This is a genomic window from Streptomyces sp. NPDC050508 (assembly GCF_040655155.1).
GTDB lineage: Bacteria > Actinomycetota > Actinomycetes > Streptomycetales > Streptomycetaceae > Streptomyces.
This window is the reverse complement of the sequence record NZ_JBFAJJ010000005.1, coordinates 568,024-588,263: the sequence shown is the minus strand read 5'-3', so window position 1 is coordinate 588,263 and position 20,240 is coordinate 568,024. Positions and strand designations below refer to the sequence as shown.

Sequence of the window (20,240 nt, the reverse complement as noted above, 5' to 3'; positions counted from 1 at the left end):
ACTACCCGCCGGAGGACAGATCGGTGCGCGGAGCGGCGCCCAGATGCACACCGACCCGCTTCACGAGCAGTGTCATCTCGTAGGCGACCTGTCCGACGTCCGAGTCCGCGTCCGAGAGAACGGCGAGGCAGCTGCCGTCGCCCGCGGCCGTCACGAACAGGAAGGCCTCGTCGAGTTCGACGACCGTCTGCCGCACGCTGCCCGCCTCGAAGTGGCGGCCGACGCCCTTGGCGAGGCTGTGGAAGCCGGAGGCCACGGCGGCCAGGTGTTCGCTGTCCTCCCGGGTCAGGTCCTGGGACACGCCGGTGGCCAGGCCGTCGCCGGAGAGCACGACGGCCTTGCGGATGCTGGCGACGCGCTCGACGAGGTCGTCGAGGAGCCAGTTCAGCCCCGCCTGGTCGGTGCTGTGGCCGGTCGCCTTTGGTGCGGTCATCGACCGTCCCCCTTAGTTCCTGGTGCGGTGCCGCCTCGGGCGTCGTCGCCCTCGGCGTTCTCCTCACGGCCACGCTGCCAGCCGCGCTGGAGCGAGGCCATGCGGCTGCGTACCTCGTCGGCGTCGCGCTCGGCGACCTCCGCCGGGCTCGCTGCGCGCCGATCGGGGTCCTGTTTCAGCTGCGGGGCCAGGTTGGCCTGACGTACGCGTCTGGGCAGCGCTCCCGTGTCGGGCCCGGTCCGGCTCGGCGGGGTGTCGGGGTCCACACCGCTGGACGCGATCTCGGCCCGCCTGGTGCGCCTGGGGAGGTCGGGAGTCCCGGGCGGCTCGCCGAAGCCGCGCGCCGGGGGAGCCTGGGGCGGCGCGGATTCGGCGCGCCCACCGGGCACGTCGGTGCGCCGCCGAAGCGGTGTGTCACCGCGCCGCCGGGCCGGGAGGGGTGCGGGGCCGTCCGTTTCCGGTCCGCCCAGGCTCGGGGCCGTGGAAGGGCCGTCGAAGTCAGCCTCTCCGGAGTCCCCCGGTTCACGTCGGGAACGCTGCTCGACCACCGGGCGTCCGTGGGAGCTGACCAGCTTGGGCGTACGGCGTCGGGGCAGCGGGAGCGGTTCGCCGCGGTGGCCGTCCGTGTCGGCCCTGGAGGCCTGCTGGTGCGGCTCGACGGGGCGAACCGGGGTGAGGTCGTCCCGGTGGCCGCCGGAGCGGCGTGGGCGGAAGACTCCGCCGCGCTCACCGTCCTCGTCGTCGAGGGAGTTCGGGTAGCCGTCGAGGTTGTCCAGGTCGACAGGGGCTTCCAGTTCGACCGGGCCGTCCAGAAGGCCGGGCGGCAGACCGGGCAGTTTCGCGGGCACCTGGGAGAGCGCGGAGCGGCGGCTCTCCTCCAGTTCGGCCTCCTTCGTCGGCCGGGGCCGGTCGAGGCGGAAGCCGATGCCGTTGGTGTCCGGGATCTCGTCGCTCAGCAGGGCGTCGGGGATGAACACGACGGCGGTGGTGCCGCCGTACGGGGAGGGCTGCAGCGAGACGCGGACGTTCTGCCGCTGGGCGAGCCGGCTGACCACGAACAGGCCGAGCCGGTCGGTGTCGGAGAGTTCGAACTCGGGTGTCTCGGCGAGCCGGAGGTTGGCGTCCAGGAGTGCTTCGGCCGCCATGCCGAGGCCGCGGTCGTGGATCTCCAAGGTGAAGCCGTTGGCGACCCGCTCCCCCAGGACCTGGACGGCGGTGTGCGGAGGGGAGAACACCGTGGCGTTCTCCAGGAGTTCGGCCACGAGGTGGGTGAGGTCCGCGACGGCCGGGCCGGTGACGGCGATGCGCGGCAGCCGGCGCACCTCGATGCGCTCGTAGTCCTCGACCTCGGCGACGGCCGCGCGGACGATGTCCATGAGCTGGACCGGCTTGCGCCACTGCCGGGACGGGGCGGCCCCGGAGAGGATCACCAGGCCCTCGGCATGGCGGCGCATACGCGTGGTCAGGTGGTCGAGGCGGAACAGGTCGGCGAGTTCGTCGGTGTCCTCGGTCCTGCGCTCCATGGTGTCGAGCAGGGTGAGCTGCTTGTGCAGCAGGACCTGGCTGCGGCGGGCGAGGTTGACGAAGACCTCGGAGACACCGGAGCGCAACTCGGCCTGCTTGACGGCGGCTTCAACGGCGGCGCGCTGCAGGGTGTTGAGGGCCTGGCCGACGTCGCCGATCTCGTTCCTGTCGTACTCCAGGCGCGGGACCTCGGTCTCCACGTCGACCACTTCGCCGACGGACAGGCGGCGCATCACGCTGGGCAGCCGCACTCCGGACGCCTCGTGGGCGTCCAGGCGCAGTTGACGCAGGTCGCGGATGAGGCCGCGGCCGATGCGCACGGACAGGAAGAGCGAGAACAGGAGGGCGATCAGTCCGAGGACGCCGGCGACGGCCGCCTTGAGGATGACGCCCATCGCGACCGGGCGAACGCGGTCCTGATAGCGGTCGTTGGCCTGGTCGTCGAGCGTGCCGAGCTTGTCCAGCACGGCGCCGGCCGCGGTGTTCCAGGTCTGCGCGGTGACGTTGCGGGGCGACCCGGACTCGGAGGAAGAGGCGGCCTGTTCGGCCGCGCGCAGCGGGGCGCTGGCCGCGTTCTTCCAGAAGCGGTCGAAGTGGTCGCGCTCCGAGGAGGGCAGCAGCGGCAGGTTGATGTCGTACATCAGGGTGCGCTGGGCGACGAGGTCGGAGATGTCGCGGGTCTCGCCCCGGGTGAGCTTGCCGACGATCAAGGACGAGCCGAGCAACGCGTCCTCGCGGGAGAGGAGTTCACGCGCGCGGGCGAGGTTGACGAGGGCGCGGTACTGCTTGTCCATCTCGACGTTGTCGACGACGTGGAGGTTGGACAGCAGCACGTAGCACGGGTCGACCAGGTGGTTGTAGAGATCGAGTGCCTGGGCGCGGCTGACAGTGCCGTCCTCGACGCTGCGCCGCAGCGACTGGAGACCGTCGAAGGCGTCGAGGACCGCGGAGACACGGCTGTCGGTGGACTGCCCCATCGCGTCGCGCACATCCGGGTTCTCGGCGTTCTTCCGGATCTTGGCGACGGCCTTGTCGGTCGCGGTGCGGCTGCGCCTGAGGTCCGTGAGTCCGTCGGCGGCCCGGGGGTCGGCGAGATAGACGAGCGACTGCCGGCGTTCCTGCTGGATGACGCGGACGGTGTCCTCGGCGGGATAGCCGATCTTCTCGACGACCGACGACACGTTGAACAGGTCTCCGGCCGCCCGGCCGGTGAGGTACGTGGCGAACGCCCAGATCGCGGTCAGGGACACGAGCGGCACGAGAAGGAGCGCCACGATCTTCCGGCGGATGGACTTCCCGCGAAAGCGCATGGCCTCCCCCAGCTGGACCCCCGCCGACCGGGGGCACACATGTACGTCAACAAACGGCGCGAGCCTACTACTGACACAGAGGTAACTCGAAGAGCTGTCCGGAGCGTGAACTTCCGCAACAGCAACGCGACATGGGGAGTTGTCGGGGCATTGCGGGAGATTGCCGCCCCGATATCCCCCGGATCACCACACCTCACCCGATCGGTTCACTTGGCCAGTTGGCCGGAATTTTTCGCCTGTTGGGAATCTTCGTGGCGTGTTGTTCGTCTTTCTCTACGGGACATGGGGGCGGAACCGGCCACACGAGCCGCATCCGCAACCGTGCGGCGTAAAACAGCGCAAGCCGGGCACCCACTGGGGAGCGGAGTCTTCGGACTCCGGGGCGAGTGGTGTACCGGCGGTGGGGAGGACACGTTGATGGGCACGGCGGAGCGGCAAGAGGCGCTTGAGGACGGCGTCGCGGCGCGGTCGACGGGGGACGGCGAGGCCCGAAGGCACCCGGACGGCCCGGCGGCGGAGTTCGACAAGCCGCGCGCGGCGCGCGCGACAGCGGAACAGCAGGAGTACTACCGCCCGTTGTGGATCGAGGAGCCCGCGCGTCGGCGTCGGCTGCCCGATCCGGTGCGTACGGCGGCCGTGCGGGCGGTGCTCATCATCGCCGTGACGCTGATTCAGGCCACAGTGGCCTTCCTGTGCACGATGGCCGGGTCCTGGCTGGCGTTCCCTATGGTGATCAGCAGCGTGGTCAGCACGGTGGTGGCCACCTGGGGCGTCCTCGACGTATGGGTGACCCGCCAGATGTGGAACCAGCGCAATGGCGTGGTCTCCGAGCCCAGCAGCACGGCAAGGGCCCTCCGCCGCGAGCGGCGTCGGGCCCAGCGCCAGGCGAAGGCCACCCGGCGGGCGCAGGAGCGGATAGCCCGCAAGAGCGGCGCCGGGCAGTTGTCGCACTCCTGAGGTCCGTCCACTGGGGATCGTCTACGGGGCGGTCGGCGCCGGGCGTTTGAACATCCGGGTCGCGGTGATCTCGCTGTGCACCGACTCCCCCTCTCCGGCTGGGGCCTGCTGCGGCAGGCCCGGCCGGAGGTGTTCCTCCACGCTGATGTACTTGAGACCTGCCCGCAGGTCGGCGTCGTTGCGCAGCCGGATGACCAGCGGGAACTCGGCCAGTGCCGTGGTGTCGAACAGGCCTGTGGTGTACAGGAGTTGGACGCCGAGCGCGTCGGACACTGCTCGCTGCAGCTCCAGCAGATACGTGGCGTTGGCCCGTCCGATGGGGTTGTCGAGGAAGAGCGTGCCGGCGTGCCGGTGCTTGTCGCGGCCCCGGTCGTTGGAGCGCAGCGCGGCCATCGTGCAGTACAGGGCGATGGCCGCCGTGAGCAGCTGACCGCCGGAGAACACGTCGCCCATCTGCCCGACGGGCACCCGCTCGGCACGCAGTACGGCGTCCGGCTTGAGGATCTCCACGGCGACACCCTTGGGCTCCAGGGCGGCACCAACTCCCCTCAGCAGCAGGGACATTCCGTCGCGCCGCATGTCGGAGTTCTTCTTCACGGCGGCCCGGGTGGCCTCGTCGACGACCTCGCCGAGCCGCTCGGTGAGGGTGGCCTGGTCGGGCTCCTCGAAGCGGATGCGCAGGAACTCCTGCCCGGACCACTCGCCGAGCCCCTCGGGCAGCCGGGACAGCCGCTGCGCGGACCGCAGGGTCGCCAGCGCCGACTCGACGAGCCCACGCAGCCGGTCCACGATCGAGTCGCGGTTGCGCTCCAATTGCGCCAACTCGTCGGTGAGGACCCGGAGTCGGGGCGCGAAGGCGTCGGCCCACTTCTGCGCGTGCTCGGGCAGCGCGGACGCCGGCAGCTCACGGATCTGCTGCCGCGCGGGGGTCCGTACCTGCTCGTACCGCGTGGAGTTGGCGTGCCGCACCAGCACATCACTCGCCTCGCGTACGGCGCCCTCGGCTGCGGACAGGTCGGCGGCGCAGCCGCGCAGCGAGCGACGGGCCTCGGCGGCGGAGTGCCGGGCCTCCTCCACGCTGCCCGGGTACGGCTCCTGCTCCTCCTGCTCCTCGTCCGAGGAGTGCTCGCGCAGCAGGTCACGGAGCATCGCGGCGGTCTCGTCGAAGCCGCCGGCCCCGTCCTCGGCGGCGCGGTGGGCGTCGAGGAGCTCGGCGTGCGCCTCACGGGCCTGGCCCAACGCGTCGGTGCGGGAGCCGAGTTCGGCCGTCGCCGTGCGCAGCAGGGCCTGGGCGTGCTCGGCGTCGCGCGGGACCAGTTCCTCGGCCAGCTCGGTGTGTGCCTCGCCGTCCTGGGGCGCGTGCCGCTCGGCCTCCCCGCGCAGCCGCCCGAGTTGCTCGCTCGCGGTCGACACCCGGGTCTCCAGGAGCTGCACCAGCTCCTCGGCACGCGCCGCGGCGGCCTGCCGGGACGGTCCGTCGGAGCCGTCGGGTGACTGCAACAACTGCGCCGCGCGCGTGCGGACCTTGTTGCTGAGCCGGTCCAACTCCGCGATCGCCGCGCTCTCGTCACTCTCCGCCCGCGCCTGCTCGGCCCGCAGGTCGGCGCCGACACCGACCTTCTCGTAGAGCTGCGAGGCGGCCCGATAGGCCTCGCGGAGGGCGGGCAGCGCAGGCTTGGGCACGTCCGGGTCGTCTTCCGGTACGTCGTCGGGGGCGCCCGCGATCTCGGAGCGCTCGGCGCGCAGCGCACGGGCCGTGCGACGGGCGTCGTCGGCGGCTCGCTGGGCGGCGCGGCGGTCCTCGTCGGCGGCGCGGGCGCGCTCCAGGCAGGACTGGGCGCGGACCTCCGACTCGCTTGCCTCGTCGGCCAGTTCACGCACCTTGACCTGCCAGCCGGCGCGTTCCCGCAGCCGGAAGGCGAGTCCGGCGAGGGCGTCGGCGGCACGCCGGGCCTTCTGCGCGGTCTCCTGCCGCTCGTCGCGGACCTGGGCGGCCTCGGCGGCGGCTTCGTCGGTCTCGGCCCGCACGGTCCGTGCCTCGGCGAGCTCGGCCTCGGCCTCCTCGGCGAACGCGCGGGTGTCCTGCGCGGCCTGCGCCAGCTCGACCAGCCGCCCGGTCGGACAGCCGGTGCGCCAGGACGCGAGCCGCGCCGCCAGCTCCCGGTCCTTGCCGAGCCGCGCGGCGAGCGTACGGATCTCGTCGTCCCGCTCGCCCGCCCGCGCGCGCAGCGCCTGCCGCTCCTCGTCGGCGGCGTGCTCGTCGTGCATGGCCGGGTTCGGCGGCACGAGGAAGACGTCGCCGCTCTGGGAATCGGGCGCCGGAGTCGGGGCGAGCAGAGCGGCGGCCGTTCCGACCGCCACGGCGGACCGGGGCAGCAGGGCCGCGTCGTTGAGGGCTTCGCGGGCACGCGCGTGCGTGTCCGGGTCGGTGATGATCACACCGTCGACCAGCTCGGGCCGGGCGGCCAGCACGCGCGCGTGGTCGGTGGGGTCGACGGCCTGGGCGAGGTAACGCCAGCCGGGCAGGGCGGGGATGCCGTGCTCGCCGAGGTACTCCACGGTGGCCAGCACATCGGGGCCGGGCGGCAGCAGTCCGCCGTCACCGAGCGCCCCGAGGATCCGCGAGTCGTCGGCGGCAGCGGTCCGCAGGTCGAAGAGCTGTCGCTCGGCGGAGGTGACCCCGTCGTCGAGCAGCTCGCGCAACTCGTCGGCGAAGCGGTCGAGTTCCTCCGGGGTGAGAGGGCCTTCGGCGAGGGGGCGGGAGGCCTTGGTGGTACCGGGGTGCGCGACCGAGGAGGCGTTGGCGGCGGAACGGCCGCTTGTCGCAAGGCCGTTGGCGGAGGCGGCTTTGGCGGAGGCGCCGGTCCGTGCATCCGACTCGGCACCAGCACCGGCGGCACCCGAGCTGCCTACGCCCCCGGCATCCCCCTGTCCCGTCGCCGCCCCGTCGCCCGCACGCCCACCGCCCGCACCACGCGGTACCGGCACACCACCGCCCCCGGCACCGAAGGCACCGGGCAAGCTGAGCAGCTCCGCCAGCCGCTCCTCCCCCGCCAACCCCTCGGCAAGGCGCCGCTCGGCGTCGTAGGTCCGCTCCGCGGCGCTCGCCGCGTCGGACGCGCGGGCCGCCGTCAACTCCGCGCGGGACTCGGCCGAAGCGGCTTCCCTGGCGTGTTCGGAAGCCCGACGGGATGCCTCGCGCGCGGTGTCCCAGGCGGCCACGGCGGTCTTCTCGGCGTCGCTCGCGGCAAGGGCCGCGCGGGCGGGGTCGGCGTCGGGGGCACTGTCGTCGAGCCAGCCCGCGCGCACCGCCTCGGCGGTCTCCTGCTCGACCTCACTCAGCCGCTGGCGCAGATGGCCGACCTCGCTGCGGGCGCGCTGCGCCTCGGTGGCGGCGGAGGTCGCGTCCCGGTGGGAGACCTCGCCGACCTCCTGGAGGGCGGCGGACCTCTCCTCTCCCTCGTTGGCGAGGTTCTCGGCGCTCTCCGCGGCCTCGTGCAGGGCCCGTACGAGATCGACGGCGGCCTTGGCCCGGGCGGCGAGCGCCGGTGCGGCGTCCCGCTCGGCCTCGCGGATCGCGACAGCCACGCGCGCGGAGCGATCGGCCGCGGCGCGGTGCCGCAGGACGGCCTCGGCGGCCTGCCAGGCGGAGTGCAGGGTGCGCGCGTCGGCCAGCTCACGCTTCTGCGCGGCGGCGGACTTCTCCGTGGTGGCGAGCGCCAACGAGGCGTGCCGGTAGGCCAGTTCGGCGGCGATGAGCGCGCTGCGCTCCCGCGCTCCCTCGGAGTGCGTGACGGCGTACGCGGCGGCGGTGACCCGCTGGGCGAGGTCGGCGGCCCGGACCCGCTCCTGCCCGCCCCGCGCGGACAGCCGACGTGCCAGGGTGCGGGTACGGCGCTCGGCGCCCGCGTGGATGTCACGCGCGCGTGCCCGTGCCTCGGCGGCCTCGACGATGCGGCCGAGCAGGTCCACGGAACCGGCGGTGAAGTCCCGTTCGGCGATCAGCTCGGCCCGCCGGCCCAGTTTGTTGCCGAAGCCGCCGACCAGGTCGGCGAGCCCGTCGGTGTCCCGGGTGTCGGTGACCGCGCGCAGCAGCAGGTCGGTGAAGTCGGAGTCCTTCTTGACCGCGAAGAGGCCGGCGGCCTCGCCCTCGTCGGCGTTCATCTCCCGCTGGTAGCGGAAGAGTTCGGGGTCGAGGCCGAGGTCTCCGAGGTGCTCGATCCAGCGGTCGTGGATCTCCTCCCAGTGCACTTCGAGATGCGGATACGCCTTGCCCGCCTCGGTGATGGCGTCCCGGAAGCCCTTCATGGTGCGCCGACGGCCCTGCGCGCCGGACGCGCCCTCGACGGGTGGCCGTACGGAGGTGGCCTCGGCGACGGGCAGGTTGTCGAGGCTGAGCCCCGGGCCGGGCCGGAACGAGTACCAGGCCTCGGCGAACTTCCGCGGGTCGTTGGAGACTTGGCGCCCCCGCCATTCGCTGACCTTGCCGACCACCACGCACTCGCCGGTGAGCGTGTGCTGCCACTCCAGGGCGACATGCCCACAGTCGTCCGCGAGGAGGAACTTGCGCAGCACACCGGAACTCGCGCCGCCAAGGGTGTTGCGATGTCCCGGCAGCATCACGGAGAAGATCAGCTTGAGCAGGACGGACTTGCCGCCGCCGTTCTCCAGGAAGAGCACACCGGCGGGCGCGGGGCGGCGCGGCGGACCGACGGGCTCGTCCTCGAAGAACTCCGCCTGGGTGGGCGCGGGGTCGGGCACGGGCTTGCCCACGCCTCGCAGGTCAAGCACGGTGTCGGCGTAGCGCGCACCGGCGGGCCCGATGGAGTAGAGGCGGACCCGGGACAGCTCGTACATGGCGGACTCTCGTCGTAAGTCTTCGGCAGGTGGGGGGAGTTGAGGAACCTCAGGAGTGGAACGGCAGCCCTGCGTCGGCCACCAGCTCCAGATCCTCGGTGTCCTCGGCGGGCATCAGGGTCGCGGTGCCGTCGGTGACCGGGACGACGCCCAGCTCCAACAACTCGGCCATGGCGGCACTTCCGGCCATGTCACGCACCTGGAGCTGATAGCGGGCGGTCGTGCGGTACGTACCGCCGTTGTCGTCGCCCGTGCGCTGGAGGAAGCCGGAGTCGGTGAGGAAGGCGGCGGCCTTGCCGACGATGCCGGTGGTCGAACCGGCCAGTCTGCGGGCGTCCTTGGTGGCTCCGGTCGCGCTGCGTCTGACCCAGATCCGCCAGGCGGCCTCCAGGCCGGGCGCGTCGGTGGCCGGGTCGGTGTTCATGCCCTGCTCGTCGGCCCGCTCCTCCAGCCGCCGACAGGCCTGCCGTACGAAGGCGTCGACCCCGTTGACCGTGACGCGCCCGATGTACCCGTCGTCGGCAAGGTCCTCGGGCCGCGGAAACGCCATGGCGGCGACGGCGAGATGCGCGAGCCCGTGCAGGAAGCGGTCCCCGGAGTCGGCGGCCGTACGACGCGCGTAGTCCCCCATGCGGACGGCGAACACCGAGTCCTCGGCGGCAGTTACGGCCATCCCCGCGCGCGGGGACACCTCCAGGACGACCAGCCCGAGCCCGGCGGCCACAGCATCAGCAAGCCGAGCGAACGGCGGATCTTCGCGGTATCGGCGAAGCAACTCCGCGTACTCCTGGTCCCGCGCGGGCTGCAACTTCGGCTGCAACCCGAACGCGACGAGCCGGGCGGCGTCGGCAGCGTCGGCAGGGGTGATCACGGCGCTCACCGCCGGGGCGGCGACCTCCGGCTCACTCCATTCGCCCTGCTCAGTCACGACGACAACTCCTTGATCTTGAAAACGAGGGCGAGGTCAAGCGCCCCGATAGGGGCGCGGGGAACGGCGCGACCAGCCACATCAAGGCCGCACCCGAACAACGACACACACCTCACGCCGCCTCACTCCGCCCCGCAGCCATCCCCACCGTGTCCAAAAGGGCCATCCCCACAATCAGATCGGCCCCGCCGAACTCCGGATCATCCAGCTCGACCCCGTCATCCACGGCGAACAGAAGCTTCGGCTCCCCCTGCCGATAAGCCGTACCAACGGGCGGACTAGCCGCATGCACAGCCAACAAAGCCACCAGATAAGGAAGTTCGGGATCCCGCCGCCGCGCATCCGCAAGCAACCCCGACAACCGCCGAGGCGCATCCGCCGGCAGATCGAGCAACTCCATGGCCGCCGCCAACTGCTCCTCACTGAACCGACTGTCGTCCGGCGTGGCGATGAGATCCGGCTCAGGCATCTCCGCGCCGAGATGCTCCCGCTCAGCGGGCGGGGTGAGCAGTATGTCGACAAGATCCCCCACCCGAACGGACACCGGCGTACGCAGCCCGGTCCCGCGAGCGAAGAACGCGTCCGTGACCCGGATCGCCTGCTCCAGGGGAAGCGGCAGGACGGGCGAGACGAGATGCCCGTAGAGGTCTATCCCCGACGTCGTCATCGGCGTGGCGAAGGCCTGCCGATCCTGCTCGGCACGGAACAGCGGCCCGGCTTCCAGGAGGCGCGACTGGAGCTGCGTGTGGCGCCGGATGCAGTCCTTGACGATGTCGACCAACTCGGCCGCGCGCCGCTTCTGTTCGGCGTCCTCGGACTCGTCACGGGCCTTGCGAATGTTGGTGAGGATCGCGTTCTCGTGGCGGTACCGGTCAGCGACATGGTCGAGCGCCTCGGCGATCATGTCCGGCACGGAGTTGAGCCAGTCCACCGCGCGGACGTTGCGCCGAGTGGCGTCCAACGCGCGCCGAAGCGTCTCCGAGTACTGCACGGTCCGGTACCGAGCCTGCTCCGCGGCGAGTTGCGCGTCGGCGAGCCGACCACGACTGATCAGCACCTCCAGCTTGACCTCGGCGGCGATCTGCGCACTGGTGACGTCGGTGTCGAGCGCGCCCACGAGGACGTTGACGGCCTCGTCGGTCGTCCGGAGGTAGACGCTGCCGCCGTAGCCGGGGACCTCCTCGATCAGCTTGAAGTCGTAGTCGCGGCGCACATAGGTGCCGTCCTGGGCGAACGTGCCGTAGACCGTGCGGAAGCCGCGGTCGACGCTGCCGACGTTGATCAGGTTCTCCAGGACCCAGCGGGCCACGCGCTCGTGCTCGACGACGGGGCGCTGCGGGGCCTGGGCGGCGATGCGCGGGATGAGCCTGGCCACTATCTGGTCGTGGTCGGCACCCGTGTCGAAGTCCATGTTGAGGGTGACCAGGTCGATGGCGGCGAGGGCCACCTCCGCCATGCCGTACACCGAGTACTCGCCCGCCAGGTTGGCCTTGCGCACGTCGAGGTCGTGCAGGGGTGCGGTGCAGGCGAGCGCGCGCAGCCGCCGCGCCAGTCCCTCGTCGGCGGCCGGGCCCGGGGCGGGGCGGGGCGCCGCGCTGAACTGGGGCGGAACGCTGTCCGTCGATGCAGGCGAAGTCACGCTGCACAGACTAGGTCCTCGGTCTGACAACGACCCAAACGACGCAGAAGCGACTACCGTCACAGCCGCGTGTGCGGGTCAGTCGAGTGCCGTGCCGTCCTCGCCGACCCGCTGGCGGTACGCGCCGACGACCCGTTCGAGCGAGTCGTCGAGGTAGACCGCGAGCAGTTTCTCGGCCTCGGCGGGGTCGCTCGCCTGGAGGGCCTGGAGGATCAGGCGGTTGCGCTGGAGGTACGGCTCGTGGAGCGCCTTCGGGTCGTCCACGAGGTGGAAGGCGAGCCGGAGTTCGGCGAAGACGCTGCGCATCAGCTCGTCGGTGCGGGCGGTGCCGGCGAGAGCGACCAGTTCCCGGTGGAAGTGGATGTTGGCCGTGCCCACGCCTTTCCAGTCATCTTCGACGGATGCCAACTGCCCCTCCGTGACGGCCGCGGCGAGCCGTCCGAGGGCGTACGGAGGTTCGCCCAGCCCTCGTACGACTGCGCACTCGACGAGGCGGCGGGTGCGGTAGATGTCCTCGACGTCCTCGACGCTCAGGACCCGGACGAAGACGCCGCGGTTCAACTCGTGGACGAGCAGGCGCTCGTGGGTGAGCAGCCGGAACGCCTCGCGGAGTGTGTTGCGCGACACACCAAGCGCCCCGCCGATGCTGTCCTCCGACAGCCGGGTGCCCGGCGGGAAATAGCCGTCGGCGATCCGGCTTCTGAGGATGTCCGAGACGCGTTCCGCGGTGCTCGTACGGCCCAGGAGGGCGCGGTCGTCGGCCAGTCCCGCCATCTGCTCTGCCATGCCCGGAATTCAACCGCAGATACAAGAACGAAACAACATGGGTATTGAGGGATCGTTCAACGATCCTCTAGCTTTCTCGACAAGGCGTCACCGCTCACCCCGGCGCCGACGGCTTCCGCACAGCCCTGCTCACTCCCAGCACCCTCCGTCCTCCCTCTGCGAGGTGCCCATGAGCACGACCCCTCCACCTCAGGCCCTGAACACCGGAACACAGCCCGACGGGGATGAACTCACCGCCGACGACGGCGCGTTGGCCTGGCTGCGCGCGCTCGGTCCGAACGGCCGCCGCGCCTTCGCCGGCGCGTTCGGCGGCTACGCCCTGGACTCGTACGACTACTTCACGCTCCCGCTGAGCATGGTCGCGCTGGCCGCGTACTTCGACCTGGACAGCGGCCAGACCGGTCTGTTCACGACGGTCACGCTGGTCGTCTCCGCAGTGGGCGGCGCCGTGGCGGGCGTCTTCGCCGACCGGGTCGGCCGCGTCAAGGCACTGATGATCACGGTGATCACCTACGCCGTCTTCACCGTGGCCTGCGGCTTCGCGCCCAACTACGAGACCCTGCTGGTGTTCCGCGCCCTCCAGGGCCTCGGTTTCGGCGGCGAGTGGGCGGTCGGCGCGATCCTGGTCGCCGAGTACGCGAGCGCCAAGCACCGCGGCCGTACGCTCGGCGCGATCCAGAGTTCCTGGGCCGTGGGCTGGGCGCTGGCAGCGGTCGTCTACACGCTGGTCTTCTCGTTCCTGGGCGACGACCTGGCCTGGCGGGTGATGTTCTGGACCGGCGCGCTGCCCGCGCTGCTGGTGATCTGGGTACGGCGCCGGGTCCACGACGCCCCCGAGGCTGCGGCCGTACGCGAGCACAACACCCAGAAGGGTTCCTTCGCGGCGATCTTCAAGCCGGGCACGGCGGACTCACCGGGTCTGTTGCGCACGACTGTCTTCGCGGGCCTGCTCTCCACCGGTGTCCAGGGCGGCTACTACACCCTCGCCACCTGGGTGCCGACATACCTCAAGACCGAGCGCGGTCTGTCGGTCGTGGGCACCGGCGGCTATCTGACCTTCCTGATCTCTGGCGCCTTCCTGGGCTATCTGACCGGCGGCTACCTCACCGACGTGCTCGGCCGTAAGCGCAACATCTGGCTCTTCGCGCTGCTCTCGGCGATCTGCATCCTGGCGTACACGCACATCCCCAGCGGCGCCAACACCCTTCTCCTGGTGCTCGGTTTCCCGCTCGGGTTCTGCATGTCGGCGATCTTCAGCGGCTTCGGCTCCTACCTGAGCGAGCTGTACCCGACGGCGGTACGCGGCACGGGACAGGGCTTCACGTACAACACCGGCCGCGCGGTCGGCGCCGTCTTCCCGACCCTGGTGGGCTTCCTGGCCGACAGTTGGGGTGTGGGCGGAGCGCTCGTCTTCGGAGCCATCGGTTACGGCATCGCGGCGCTGGCGCTCCTGGGACTGCCCGAGACCCGTGGGAAGGAACTCGCGTGAACCGCACGGAAGACCGCCCCCTGATCCTCGTCGACGAGCACGCGCACGCGTGGAGCCCGCGTTCCGCCCGGGCCCGCTTCCGGGCCGGGCTGACGGGTCCCACGGCCGGGGTCGCGGCGGGCCACACCCAGGTCAACCTGATCTCGGTGCCCGCCGACTGGGCCTACGACATGCTGCTGTTCTGCCAACGGAACCCGAAACCCTGTCCGGTGCTCGACGTCACGGACGCCGGATCCTGGACGACGGTGCTCGCGAACGGCGCGGACCTGCGCACCGACCTGCCGCGCTACCGGGTGTGGCGGGACGGTGAGTTGGTGGACGAGCCGACGGACGTGCGCGCGTACTGGCGTGACGACCTGGTGTCGTTCCTGATCGGCTGCAGCTTCACCTTCGAGTGGTCGCTGAGCGAGGCGGGTGTCCCGATCCGCCACATCGAGCAGGGCCGCAACGTCCCGATGTACGTGACCGGGCGCCCGTGCCGCCCGGCGGGGCGGCTGCACGGCCCGATGGTGGTGTCGATGCGCCCGGTGCCGCCGGAGCATCTGGCGACGGCGATCCGGGAGACGGCGCTGCTCCCGGCGGTGCACGGCAGCCCCGTACACTGCGGCGATCCTTCGGGGCTCGGCATCGAGGACCTCGGCCGTCCGGACTTCGGTGATCCGGTGGACCTCGCACCGGACGACATCCCGGTGTTCTGGGCCTGCGGAGTGACCCCGCAGGCCGCGGTGATGGCGTCCCGCCCGCCGTTCGCCCTCACGCACGCGCCGGGCCAGATGTTCGTCACCGATGCCCGCGACGAGCAGTACCGCGTCGCCTGACCAGGAGAGATGATGATCGATCTGAACGCCGACCTCGGCGAGGGCTTCGGCCGCTGGCATCTCACCGACGACGAACAGCTGCTGTCCGTCGTCACCAGCGCCAACGTGGCCTGCGGCTTCCACGCCGGGGACCCGGTCACGATGCGGCGGGTGTGCGAGCTGGCGGCCGAGCGCGGGGTCCGGGTCGGCGCGCAGGTGTCCTACCGGGACCTGGCGGGGTTCGGGCGGCGCGCGATGGACGTGCCGTCCGCCGAGCTGGCGGCCGAAGTGGCGTACCAGATCGGCGCCTTGGAGGTGTTCGCCCGGGCGGCGGGCACGCGCGTGTCGTACGTCAAGCCGCACGGCGCCCTCTACAACCGGGTCGTGCACGACCCGGAGCAGGCCGCCGCCGTGATTGAGGGCGTGCTCCTGGCCGACGCCTCGCTGCCCGTGCTCGGGCTGCCCGGCTCGGTCGTGCTCGAACTGGCCGCGAAGGCCGGGCTGCCGGCCGTCACGGAGGCGTTCGCGGACCGCGCCTACACCGACGAGGGCACGCTCGTGCCACGCGGCCGGGACGGCGCGGTGATCACCGACCCCGAGGCGGTCGTGGAGCGCTCACTGAGCCTGGCCCGCTCCGGAACGGTCGAGGCGCTCTCCGGGGCGCGCATCGAGGTACGGGCCCGCTCCCTGTGCCTGCACGGGGACACGCCCGGCGCGGTCGACCTGGCCCGCAGGGTCCGCGAGCGGCTCCTGGAGTCGGGTGTCCGGGTGGAGGCCTTCGCATGAGGGCCCTGCGTGTCGGGGACGACGCCCTGCTCGTCGAGGTCATCTCAGGGGAGGAGGCCGAGGCCGTCCACGCGGAGCTGCTGCGCCGCCGCGCGGAGGGCCTGCTCACCGTCCGCGAGATCGTCCCGGCCGCCCGCACGGTCCTCCTCGACGGGCTCGCCGACCCGGCCCGCCTGGCCTCCGAACTGACGGCCTCCGAGGTACCCCCCGCTCCCCCGCGCGCGGGGGAGGTGATCGAACTCCCGGTGCGCTACGACGGCCCGGACCTCGCGGACGTCGCCGCGCTGTGGAACGTCCCCGAGCAAGAGGTGGCCCGCATCCACGCGGCCACCGAGTTCCGCGTCGCCTTCTGCGGATTCGCCCCCGGCTTCGGCTACCTCACCGGCCTCCCGGCCCGCTACGACGTCCCCCGTAGGGCCACACCGCGCACGGCCGTCCACGCCGGTGCCGTGGGCCTGGCGGGCCCGTACACGGGCGTGTACCCGCGTGCCTCGCCCGGCGGCTGGCAGCTGATCGGCACCACGACCGCGGTCCTGTGGGACACCGCACGCGAGCCGGCCGCACTGCTGTCGCCGGGCACGCGCGTCCGCTTCGCCCCGGTGGCGGACGTATGACGGACAGCGCCTTCGCCGTCGTAAGAGCCGGGGCCCTGACCACCGTGCAGGACCTGGGACGGCCCGGACACGCGCACCTGGGGGTGCCGCGTTCCGGGGCGCTCGACTGGCCCGCGGCGGCGCTCGTCAACCGGCTGGTCGGCAACCCGCCCGAAGCGGCCGTCCTGGAGACTACCCTCAACGGCTGTGCCCTACGGCCTCGTTCAACGATCCTCGTGGCCGTCGGGGGCGCCCCCTGCCCGGTCACGGTGGACGGCCGGCCGGCCGCCTGGGGAGCACCCGTACACGTGCCCGCCGGGGCGCTCCTGGACATCGGGGCGGCCGTCTCCGGGGTACGGAGCTACGTCGCCTTCGCCGGTGGGGTCGGTGTCGAGCCGGTGCTCGGCAGCCGTTCCACGGACCTGCTGTCCGGGCTCGGTCCGGCGCCGCTCACGAACGGCGCCATACTGCCGCTGGGTTCCCCGACGAGCCGCCACGCGTGCGTGGACGTCGCCCCGCAGCCGCGTCCCCCCGTCGAACTCGTGGTGCGGGTGACCCTGGGGCCCCGCGACGACTGGTTCACACCCGAGGCCGTACGGACGTTCACGTCACGCGCCTACCGGGTGTCGTCGGCGAGCAACCGCATCGGACTGCGCACCGAGGGGCCCGCCCTGGAGCGGGCCCTTACCGGTGAACTCCCCAGCGAGGGCATGGTCCTCGGTGCCGTCCAGGTCCCGCCGGACGGCCGCCCGGTGGTCTTCCTCGCCGACCACCCGACCACCGGCGGCTACCCGGTGATCGCCGTCGTCCGCGCCACGGACCTCCCGGCGGCCGCGCAGGCGGTACCCGGCACCCCGGTCCGTTTCGTGGCCGTACGGCGCCGCTGAGGCCCCGGGCGCCTCATGCGGCGTCCGGCTGCTCCTGCTGCACGGACAGGGAGGCGAGCGCCGCCGACACCGCATGGGACGCGCTCAGGTCGAGCCGCGCGCTCGTGCCCCGCGCGCGGTGGCGCATCTCGTCGGCGGCCAGTCTGAGGAGCTGCGGCAGCAGGTCGGTGCAGCGGCGGGCCACCCACCCGGTGCCTGCGGTCGCCAGCCACAGCAGGCTGGCCGACCTGGTGGGGGCCGGGAACTCGGGCTCGGGCGACGGCGCGGCCCCCGAGGCCACGCCCTCCTCGGTGAGCAACGCGTGGAAACGCAGCGCCAGTTGGCGGTGCCCCCGCTCGCTGGGGTGCAGCCGGTCCGCGCTCCAGATCTCGCGGCCCATGATCCACTCGCCCTCCGCCGCGTGCAGATGCACGGCCCCGTACCGTTCCGAGAGCGCGTGCACCACGGTGTTGACGGCTCGCTGCCTGCGGGCCAGCGGGCGGGCCAGGGCGCCCGGGAGGCCGAGCATCGCGCCCGGGTCGGGCAGACAGGCCGTGAGCAGGACCGCGCCCTGCTCGGTGAAGGCCGCATAGACCTCGTCGAGCCGGGCGGCCACGGCCTGGATGTCGAAGGTGCAGCGCAGGGTGTCGTTGACGCCGATGACGACGGACACGACGTCCGGGTTCAGGGCGAGCCCGGCCGGGGTCTGCCGTTCCAGCACGTCCCGCGACTGCGCCCCGCTGACCGCGAGGTTCGTGAACTCCACGGCCCCTTCGGGCTGTTCGGCCAGCCCGTCGGCGAGCAGTGCGGCCCAACCGCGCCATGCCTCGCCGACGGGATCGCCCACGCCCTCGGTGAGCGAGTCACCGAGGGCGACGAAACGGACCGTTCTCATGCCACGCCTCCGGGCACGTACCGCCGTACCGGAACATCCGCGTCGTGGGCGGCGAGGAACGCGTCCACCGCGATGTGCCATCCGAAGCACTCCGCACGCGCGCGTGCGATCTCCCGCCGCTCCGCCTCGGGGCGTTCGAGGAGCATGTCCACGGCGTCCGCGAAGGCCCTGCCGTTGTCCGCCGCCGTGGCGCCGGCGGAGCCGATGACCTCGGGCAGCGCGGACGAGGCACTGGCCACCACGGGCGTGCCGCAGGCCATCGCTTCCAGCGCGGCGAGCCCGAAGGTCTCGGCGGGCCCGGGTGCCAGGCAGACGTCGGCGGAGGCCTGGAGCGCGCCGAGCAGCCGCCGGTCGGAGACGTGCCCGAGGAAGGTGACCGGCAACCCGCGCTCCCGCGCCCGCTGTTCGAGCCGGGCCCGCAGCGGCCCGTCCCCGGCGACCACGAGGACCGCCCGCCGCCCGCGCCGTACCAGCGCCTCCAGGGCGTCGAGCGCCGTGCCGGGCTTCTTCTCCACGGAGAGCCTGGTGCAGGTCACCAGCAGAACCTGGTCCACGCGCGCGTACTGCGCGCGCACCACCGGGTCCCGCAGCGCCGGACTGCGCCCCACCAGGTCGACGCCCAGCGGAGCCCGTACGACATTGCGGGCGCCGATGCGGACGAACTCCCGCTCGGCGAACTCGGTGGTGCACACCACGCGCGCGTAGGTGTGCGCCGTACGGACGTTGAGGGCGTCGGCGGTGCGCCGGGACATGTTCTCCGAGAGGCCCCAGGTGCGCAGGACGCCGTCGGCGGTCTCGTGGGACACCATCACGGCGGGGATGCGGGCCCGCCTGGCCCATTTGCCGGTCCAGCGCAGGGTCGTGCGGTCGGAGACCTCCAGGCGGTCCGGGGCGAGGTGTTCCAGGAGGTTGGCGACGCGCCGCTTGTCGGCGAGGACGCGGTAGCCGCCGGTGCCGGGCAGCAGCGGCCCGGGCAGGGTGATGACCCGGCCCTGCTCGGTCTCGCGGTCGGTGTGGCGTTCGCCGGGCACGATGAGGACCGGATCGTGCCCGGCCTCCTTGAAGCCCTTGCCCAGCTCGCGCAGGGCGGTGCGCAGCCCCCCGGAGGAGGGGGCCACGAAGTTGGCGAGCCGCACGATCCGCAGGGAAGCGGTGTTCATGCCGCCACCACCACCTTGCGCGCGGCGAGCACCTCGCCGTAGTGGGCGATCAGTTGGTCGCCGACGGCGGCCCAGGTGCGGCCCTCGACCATGGCCCGCGCGGCGGAGCCGTACTCGGCGCGCAGCACGGGATCGGCGGCCAGGGTCCGCACGGCGTCCGTCACGGCGGCTTCGTCGCGCGGCGGGAAGAGGAACCCGGTGCGCCCGTGGGCGACCAGGTCGAGTGGGCCGCCGGCGGCGGGCGCGACGACGGGGACGCCGCTGGCCATGGCTTCCTGGACGGTCTGACAGAAGGTCTCAAAAGGTCCGGTGTGCACAAATATGTCCAACGAGGCGAAGATACGGGCGAGCTCGTCGCCGGTACGGCGTCCGAGGAAGACCGCGCCCGGCAGCGCCTCGGTGAGGTGCGGCTGGCTGGGCCCGTCGCCGACCACCACGACCCGGACGCCCTTGAGACCGCAGGCTCCGGCGAGGAGTTCGACCTGCTTCTCGGGGGCGAGCCGGCCGACGTAGCCGATGATCAGCTCGCCGTTCGGGGCGAGTTCGCGGCGCAGCGCCTCGTCCCGGTACTCGGGGCGGAAGCGCTCGGTGTCCACGCCGCGCGGCCAGAGCCTGACCCGGGGCACGCCGTGTGCCTCCAGGTCGCCCAGGGCCGCGCTGGAGGGCGCGAGGGTGCGGTCGGCGGCGGCGTGGACGGAGCGGATGCGCCGCCAGGCGGTGGCCTCGCCCGCACCGACGTACGTACGGGCGTAGCCGGCGAGGTCGGTCTGGTAGACGGCCACGGCGGGGATGCCGAGCCGGGCGGCGGCGGCCATGCCGCGGACGCCGAGGATGAAGGGGCTCGCCAGGTGCACGATGTCGGCGCGGTGTTCGGTGATGGCCGCGGCGACGCGTCGGCTGGGGAGGGCGACGCGGACCTGGGGGTAGCCCGGGAGCGGTAGGGAGGGGACACGGATGACGGGGCACGGCGACTGGGCGTCGGGCCCGCTACCGGCCGAGGTGGCCGGCGCGACGACGAGCGGATGGTGACCGCGATCTACGAGGTGCCTGGCGGTCTGGAGCGCGCAGTGGGCCACGCCGTTCACATCGGGGGGAAAGGATTCGGTCACGATGACGACACGCATACCCGTGTTGTCGCCGTACCGGACGTGGCCGCGTCAACGTGGATCTATGCGAACGGTGAACGTCCCATGAGCGTTGCGCTGCACACCCGAGCAGGT

At 72.5% G+C, this 20,240-nt stretch carries 15 protein-coding genes; 6 read left to right on the top strand and 9 right to left on the bottom strand.

Annotation, left to right across the window (positions count from 1 at the left end):
* Position 1 precedes the first annotated feature (1 nt).
* Together AB0I69_RS18230 and AB0I69_RS18225 are read right to left on the bottom strand one after the other, a co-directional pair.
* Positions 2–433 (bottom strand): roadblock/LC7 domain-containing protein, encoded by a 432-nt coding sequence (locus AB0I69_RS18230; protein ID WP_363096628.1) that lies wholly within the window; start codon positions 431–433, stop codon positions 2–4.
* Positions 430–3,267: a nitrate- and nitrite sensing domain-containing protein gene (locus AB0I69_RS18225; RefSeq protein WP_363096627.1), complete on the bottom strand. Its 2,838-nt coding sequence runs from the start codon at positions 3,265–3,267 to the stop codon at positions 430–432. Before AB0I69_RS18225 ends, AB0I69_RS18230 begins: the two co-directional genes overlap by 4 nt.
* A gap of 417 nt (positions 3,268–3,684) precedes the next feature.
* Here AB0I69_RS18225 and AB0I69_RS18220 point away from each other — a divergent pair, with 417 nt between their 5' ends.
* Positions 3,685–4,224: a hypothetical protein gene (locus AB0I69_RS18220; RefSeq protein ID WP_363096626.1), complete on the top strand. Its 540-nt coding sequence runs from the start codon at positions 3,685–3,687 to the stop codon at positions 4,222–4,224.
* A 21-nt stretch (positions 4,225–4,245) separates the two neighbouring features.
* On the opposite strand, the gene AB0I69_RS18215 is transcribed toward AB0I69_RS18220, so the two are convergent.
* The 4 genes from AB0I69_RS18215 to AB0I69_RS18200 all read right to left on the bottom strand — a co-directional run bounded on the left by AB0I69_RS18215 (position 4,246) and on the right by AB0I69_RS18200 (position 12,434).
* The gene (locus AB0I69_RS18215) at positions 4,246–9,081 is read right to left on the bottom strand and encodes a hypothetical protein (protein ID WP_363096625.1); all 4,836 of its coding nucleotides are present in this window, start codon (positions 9,079–9,081) and stop codon (positions 4,246–4,248) included.
* Positions 9,082–9,130: 49 nt separating this feature from the next.
* On the bottom strand, positions 9,131–10,009 hold the full coding sequence (locus tag AB0I69_RS18210) for a hypothetical protein (protein ID WP_363096624.1): 879 nt from the start codon (positions 10,007–10,009) through the stop codon (positions 9,131–9,133).
* Between the two features lie 112 nt (positions 10,010–10,121).
* Positions 10,122–11,648, bottom strand: coding sequence for a hypothetical protein (locus AB0I69_RS18205; RefSeq protein ID WP_363096623.1), 1,527 nt, complete (start codon positions 11,646–11,648; stop codon positions 10,122–10,124).
* Positions 11,649–11,726: 78 nt separating this feature from the next.
* Positions 11,727–12,434: a GntR family transcriptional regulator gene (locus tag AB0I69_RS18200; protein ID WP_363096622.1), complete on the bottom strand. Its 708-nt coding sequence runs from the start codon at positions 12,432–12,434 to the stop codon at positions 11,727–11,729.
* Between the two features lie 169 nt (positions 12,435–12,603).
* Here AB0I69_RS18200 and AB0I69_RS18195 point away from each other — a divergent pair, with 169 nt between their 5' ends.
* From AB0I69_RS18195 to AB0I69_RS18175, 5 genes are read left to right on the top strand one after another with little or no spacing between them, the layout of a single operon-like run.
* Positions 12,604–13,923 carry an MFS transporter gene (locus AB0I69_RS18195; RefSeq protein ID WP_363096621.1) on the top strand — a complete coding sequence of 440 codons (1,320 nt, stop codon included), beginning with the start codon at positions 12,604–12,606 and terminating at the stop codon, positions 13,921–13,923.
* Positions 13,920–14,741, top strand: coding sequence for a putative hydro-lyase (locus AB0I69_RS18190; protein ID WP_363096620.1), 822 nt, complete (start codon positions 13,920–13,922; stop codon positions 14,739–14,741). The genes AB0I69_RS18195 and AB0I69_RS18190 overlap by 4 nt, the downstream gene beginning before the upstream one ends.
* Positions 14,742–14,753: 12 nt before the next feature.
* Positions 14,754–15,506 (top strand): 5-oxoprolinase subunit PxpA, encoded by a 753-nt coding sequence (locus tag AB0I69_RS18185; protein ID WP_363096664.1) that lies wholly within the window; start codon positions 14,754–14,756, stop codon positions 15,504–15,506.
* Positions 15,503–16,120: an allophanate hydrolase subunit 1 gene (locus tag AB0I69_RS18180; protein WP_363096619.1), complete on the top strand. Its 618-nt coding sequence runs from the start codon at positions 15,503–15,505 to the stop codon at positions 16,118–16,120. Before AB0I69_RS18185 ends, AB0I69_RS18180 begins: the two co-directional genes overlap by 4 nt.
* Positions 16,117–16,986 carry a biotin-dependent carboxyltransferase family protein gene (locus AB0I69_RS18175; RefSeq protein ID WP_363096618.1) on the top strand — a complete coding sequence of 290 codons (870 nt, stop codon included), beginning with the start codon at positions 16,117–16,119 and terminating at the stop codon, positions 16,984–16,986. Before AB0I69_RS18180 ends, AB0I69_RS18175 begins: the two co-directional genes overlap by 4 nt.
* A 13-nt stretch (positions 16,987–16,999) precedes the next feature.
* Here AB0I69_RS18175 and AB0I69_RS18170 read toward each other — a convergent pair whose 3' ends face one another.
* The 3 genes from AB0I69_RS18170 to AB0I69_RS18160 are packed head-to-tail and all read right to left on the bottom strand — an operon-like array spanning position 17,000 to position 20,144.
* On the bottom strand, positions 17,000–17,860 hold the full coding sequence (locus AB0I69_RS18170; RefSeq protein WP_363096617.1) for an SGNH/GDSL hydrolase family protein: 861 nt from the start codon (positions 17,858–17,860) through the stop codon (positions 17,000–17,002).
* Positions 17,857–19,020, bottom strand: a complete 1,164-nt coding sequence (locus AB0I69_RS18165; protein ID WP_363096616.1) for a glycosyltransferase — start codon at positions 19,018–19,020, stop codon at positions 17,857–17,859. Before AB0I69_RS18165 ends, AB0I69_RS18170 begins: the two co-directional genes overlap by 4 nt.
* Positions 19,017–20,144, bottom strand: a complete 1,128-nt coding sequence (locus AB0I69_RS18160) for a glycosyltransferase family 1 protein (protein WP_363096615.1) — start codon at positions 20,142–20,144, stop codon at positions 19,017–19,019. The genes AB0I69_RS18165 and AB0I69_RS18160 overlap by 4 nt, the downstream gene beginning before the upstream one ends.
* Positions 20,145–20,240 lie beyond the last annotated feature (96 nt).

What these genes read in the sequence shown, in the direction of transcription:
- AB0I69_RS18230 (WP_363096628.1), bottom strand. Translation starts at nt 433, where the DNA reads ATGACCGCACCAAAGGCGACCGGCCACAGCACCGACCAGGCGGGGCTG.
- AB0I69_RS18225 (WP_363096627.1), bottom strand. Translation starts at nt 3,267, where the DNA reads ATGCGCTTTCGCGGGAAGTCCATCCGCCGGAAGATCGTGGCGCTCCTT.
- AB0I69_RS18220 (WP_363096626.1), top strand. Translation starts at nt 3,685, where the DNA reads ATGGGCACGGCGGAGCGGCAAGAGGCGCTTGAGGACGGCGTCGCGGCG.
- AB0I69_RS18215 (WP_363096625.1), bottom strand. Translation starts at nt 9,081, where the DNA reads ATGTACGAGCTGTCCCGGGTCCGCCTCTACTCCATCGGGCCCGCCGGT.
- AB0I69_RS18200 (WP_363096622.1), bottom strand. Translation starts at nt 12,434, where the DNA reads ATGGCAGAGCAGATGGCGGGACTGGCCGACGACCGCGCCCTCCTGGGC.
- AB0I69_RS18195 (WP_363096621.1), top strand. Translation starts at nt 12,604, where the DNA reads ATGAGCACGACCCCTCCACCTCAGGCCCTGAACACCGGAACACAGCCC.
- AB0I69_RS18185 (WP_363096664.1), top strand. Translation starts at nt 14,754, where the DNA reads ATGATCGATCTGAACGCCGACCTCGGCGAGGGCTTCGGCCGCTGGCAT.
- AB0I69_RS18180 (WP_363096619.1), top strand. Translation starts at nt 15,503, where the DNA reads ATGAGGGCCCTGCGTGTCGGGGACGACGCCCTGCTCGTCGAGGTCATC.
- AB0I69_RS18175 (WP_363096618.1), top strand. Translation starts at nt 16,117, where the DNA reads ATGACGGACAGCGCCTTCGCCGTCGTAAGAGCCGGGGCCCTGACCACC.
- AB0I69_RS18170 (WP_363096617.1), bottom strand. Translation starts at nt 17,860, where the DNA reads ATGAGAACGGTCCGTTTCGTCGCCCTCGGTGACTCGCTCACCGAGGGC.
- AB0I69_RS18165 (WP_363096616.1), bottom strand. Translation starts at nt 19,020, where the DNA reads ATGAACACCGCTTCCCTGCGGATCGTGCGGCTCGCCAACTTCGTGGCC.
- AB0I69_RS18160 (WP_363096615.1), bottom strand. Translation starts at nt 20,144, where the DNA reads ATGCGTGTCGTCATCGTGACCGAATCCTTTCCCCCCGATGTGAACGGC.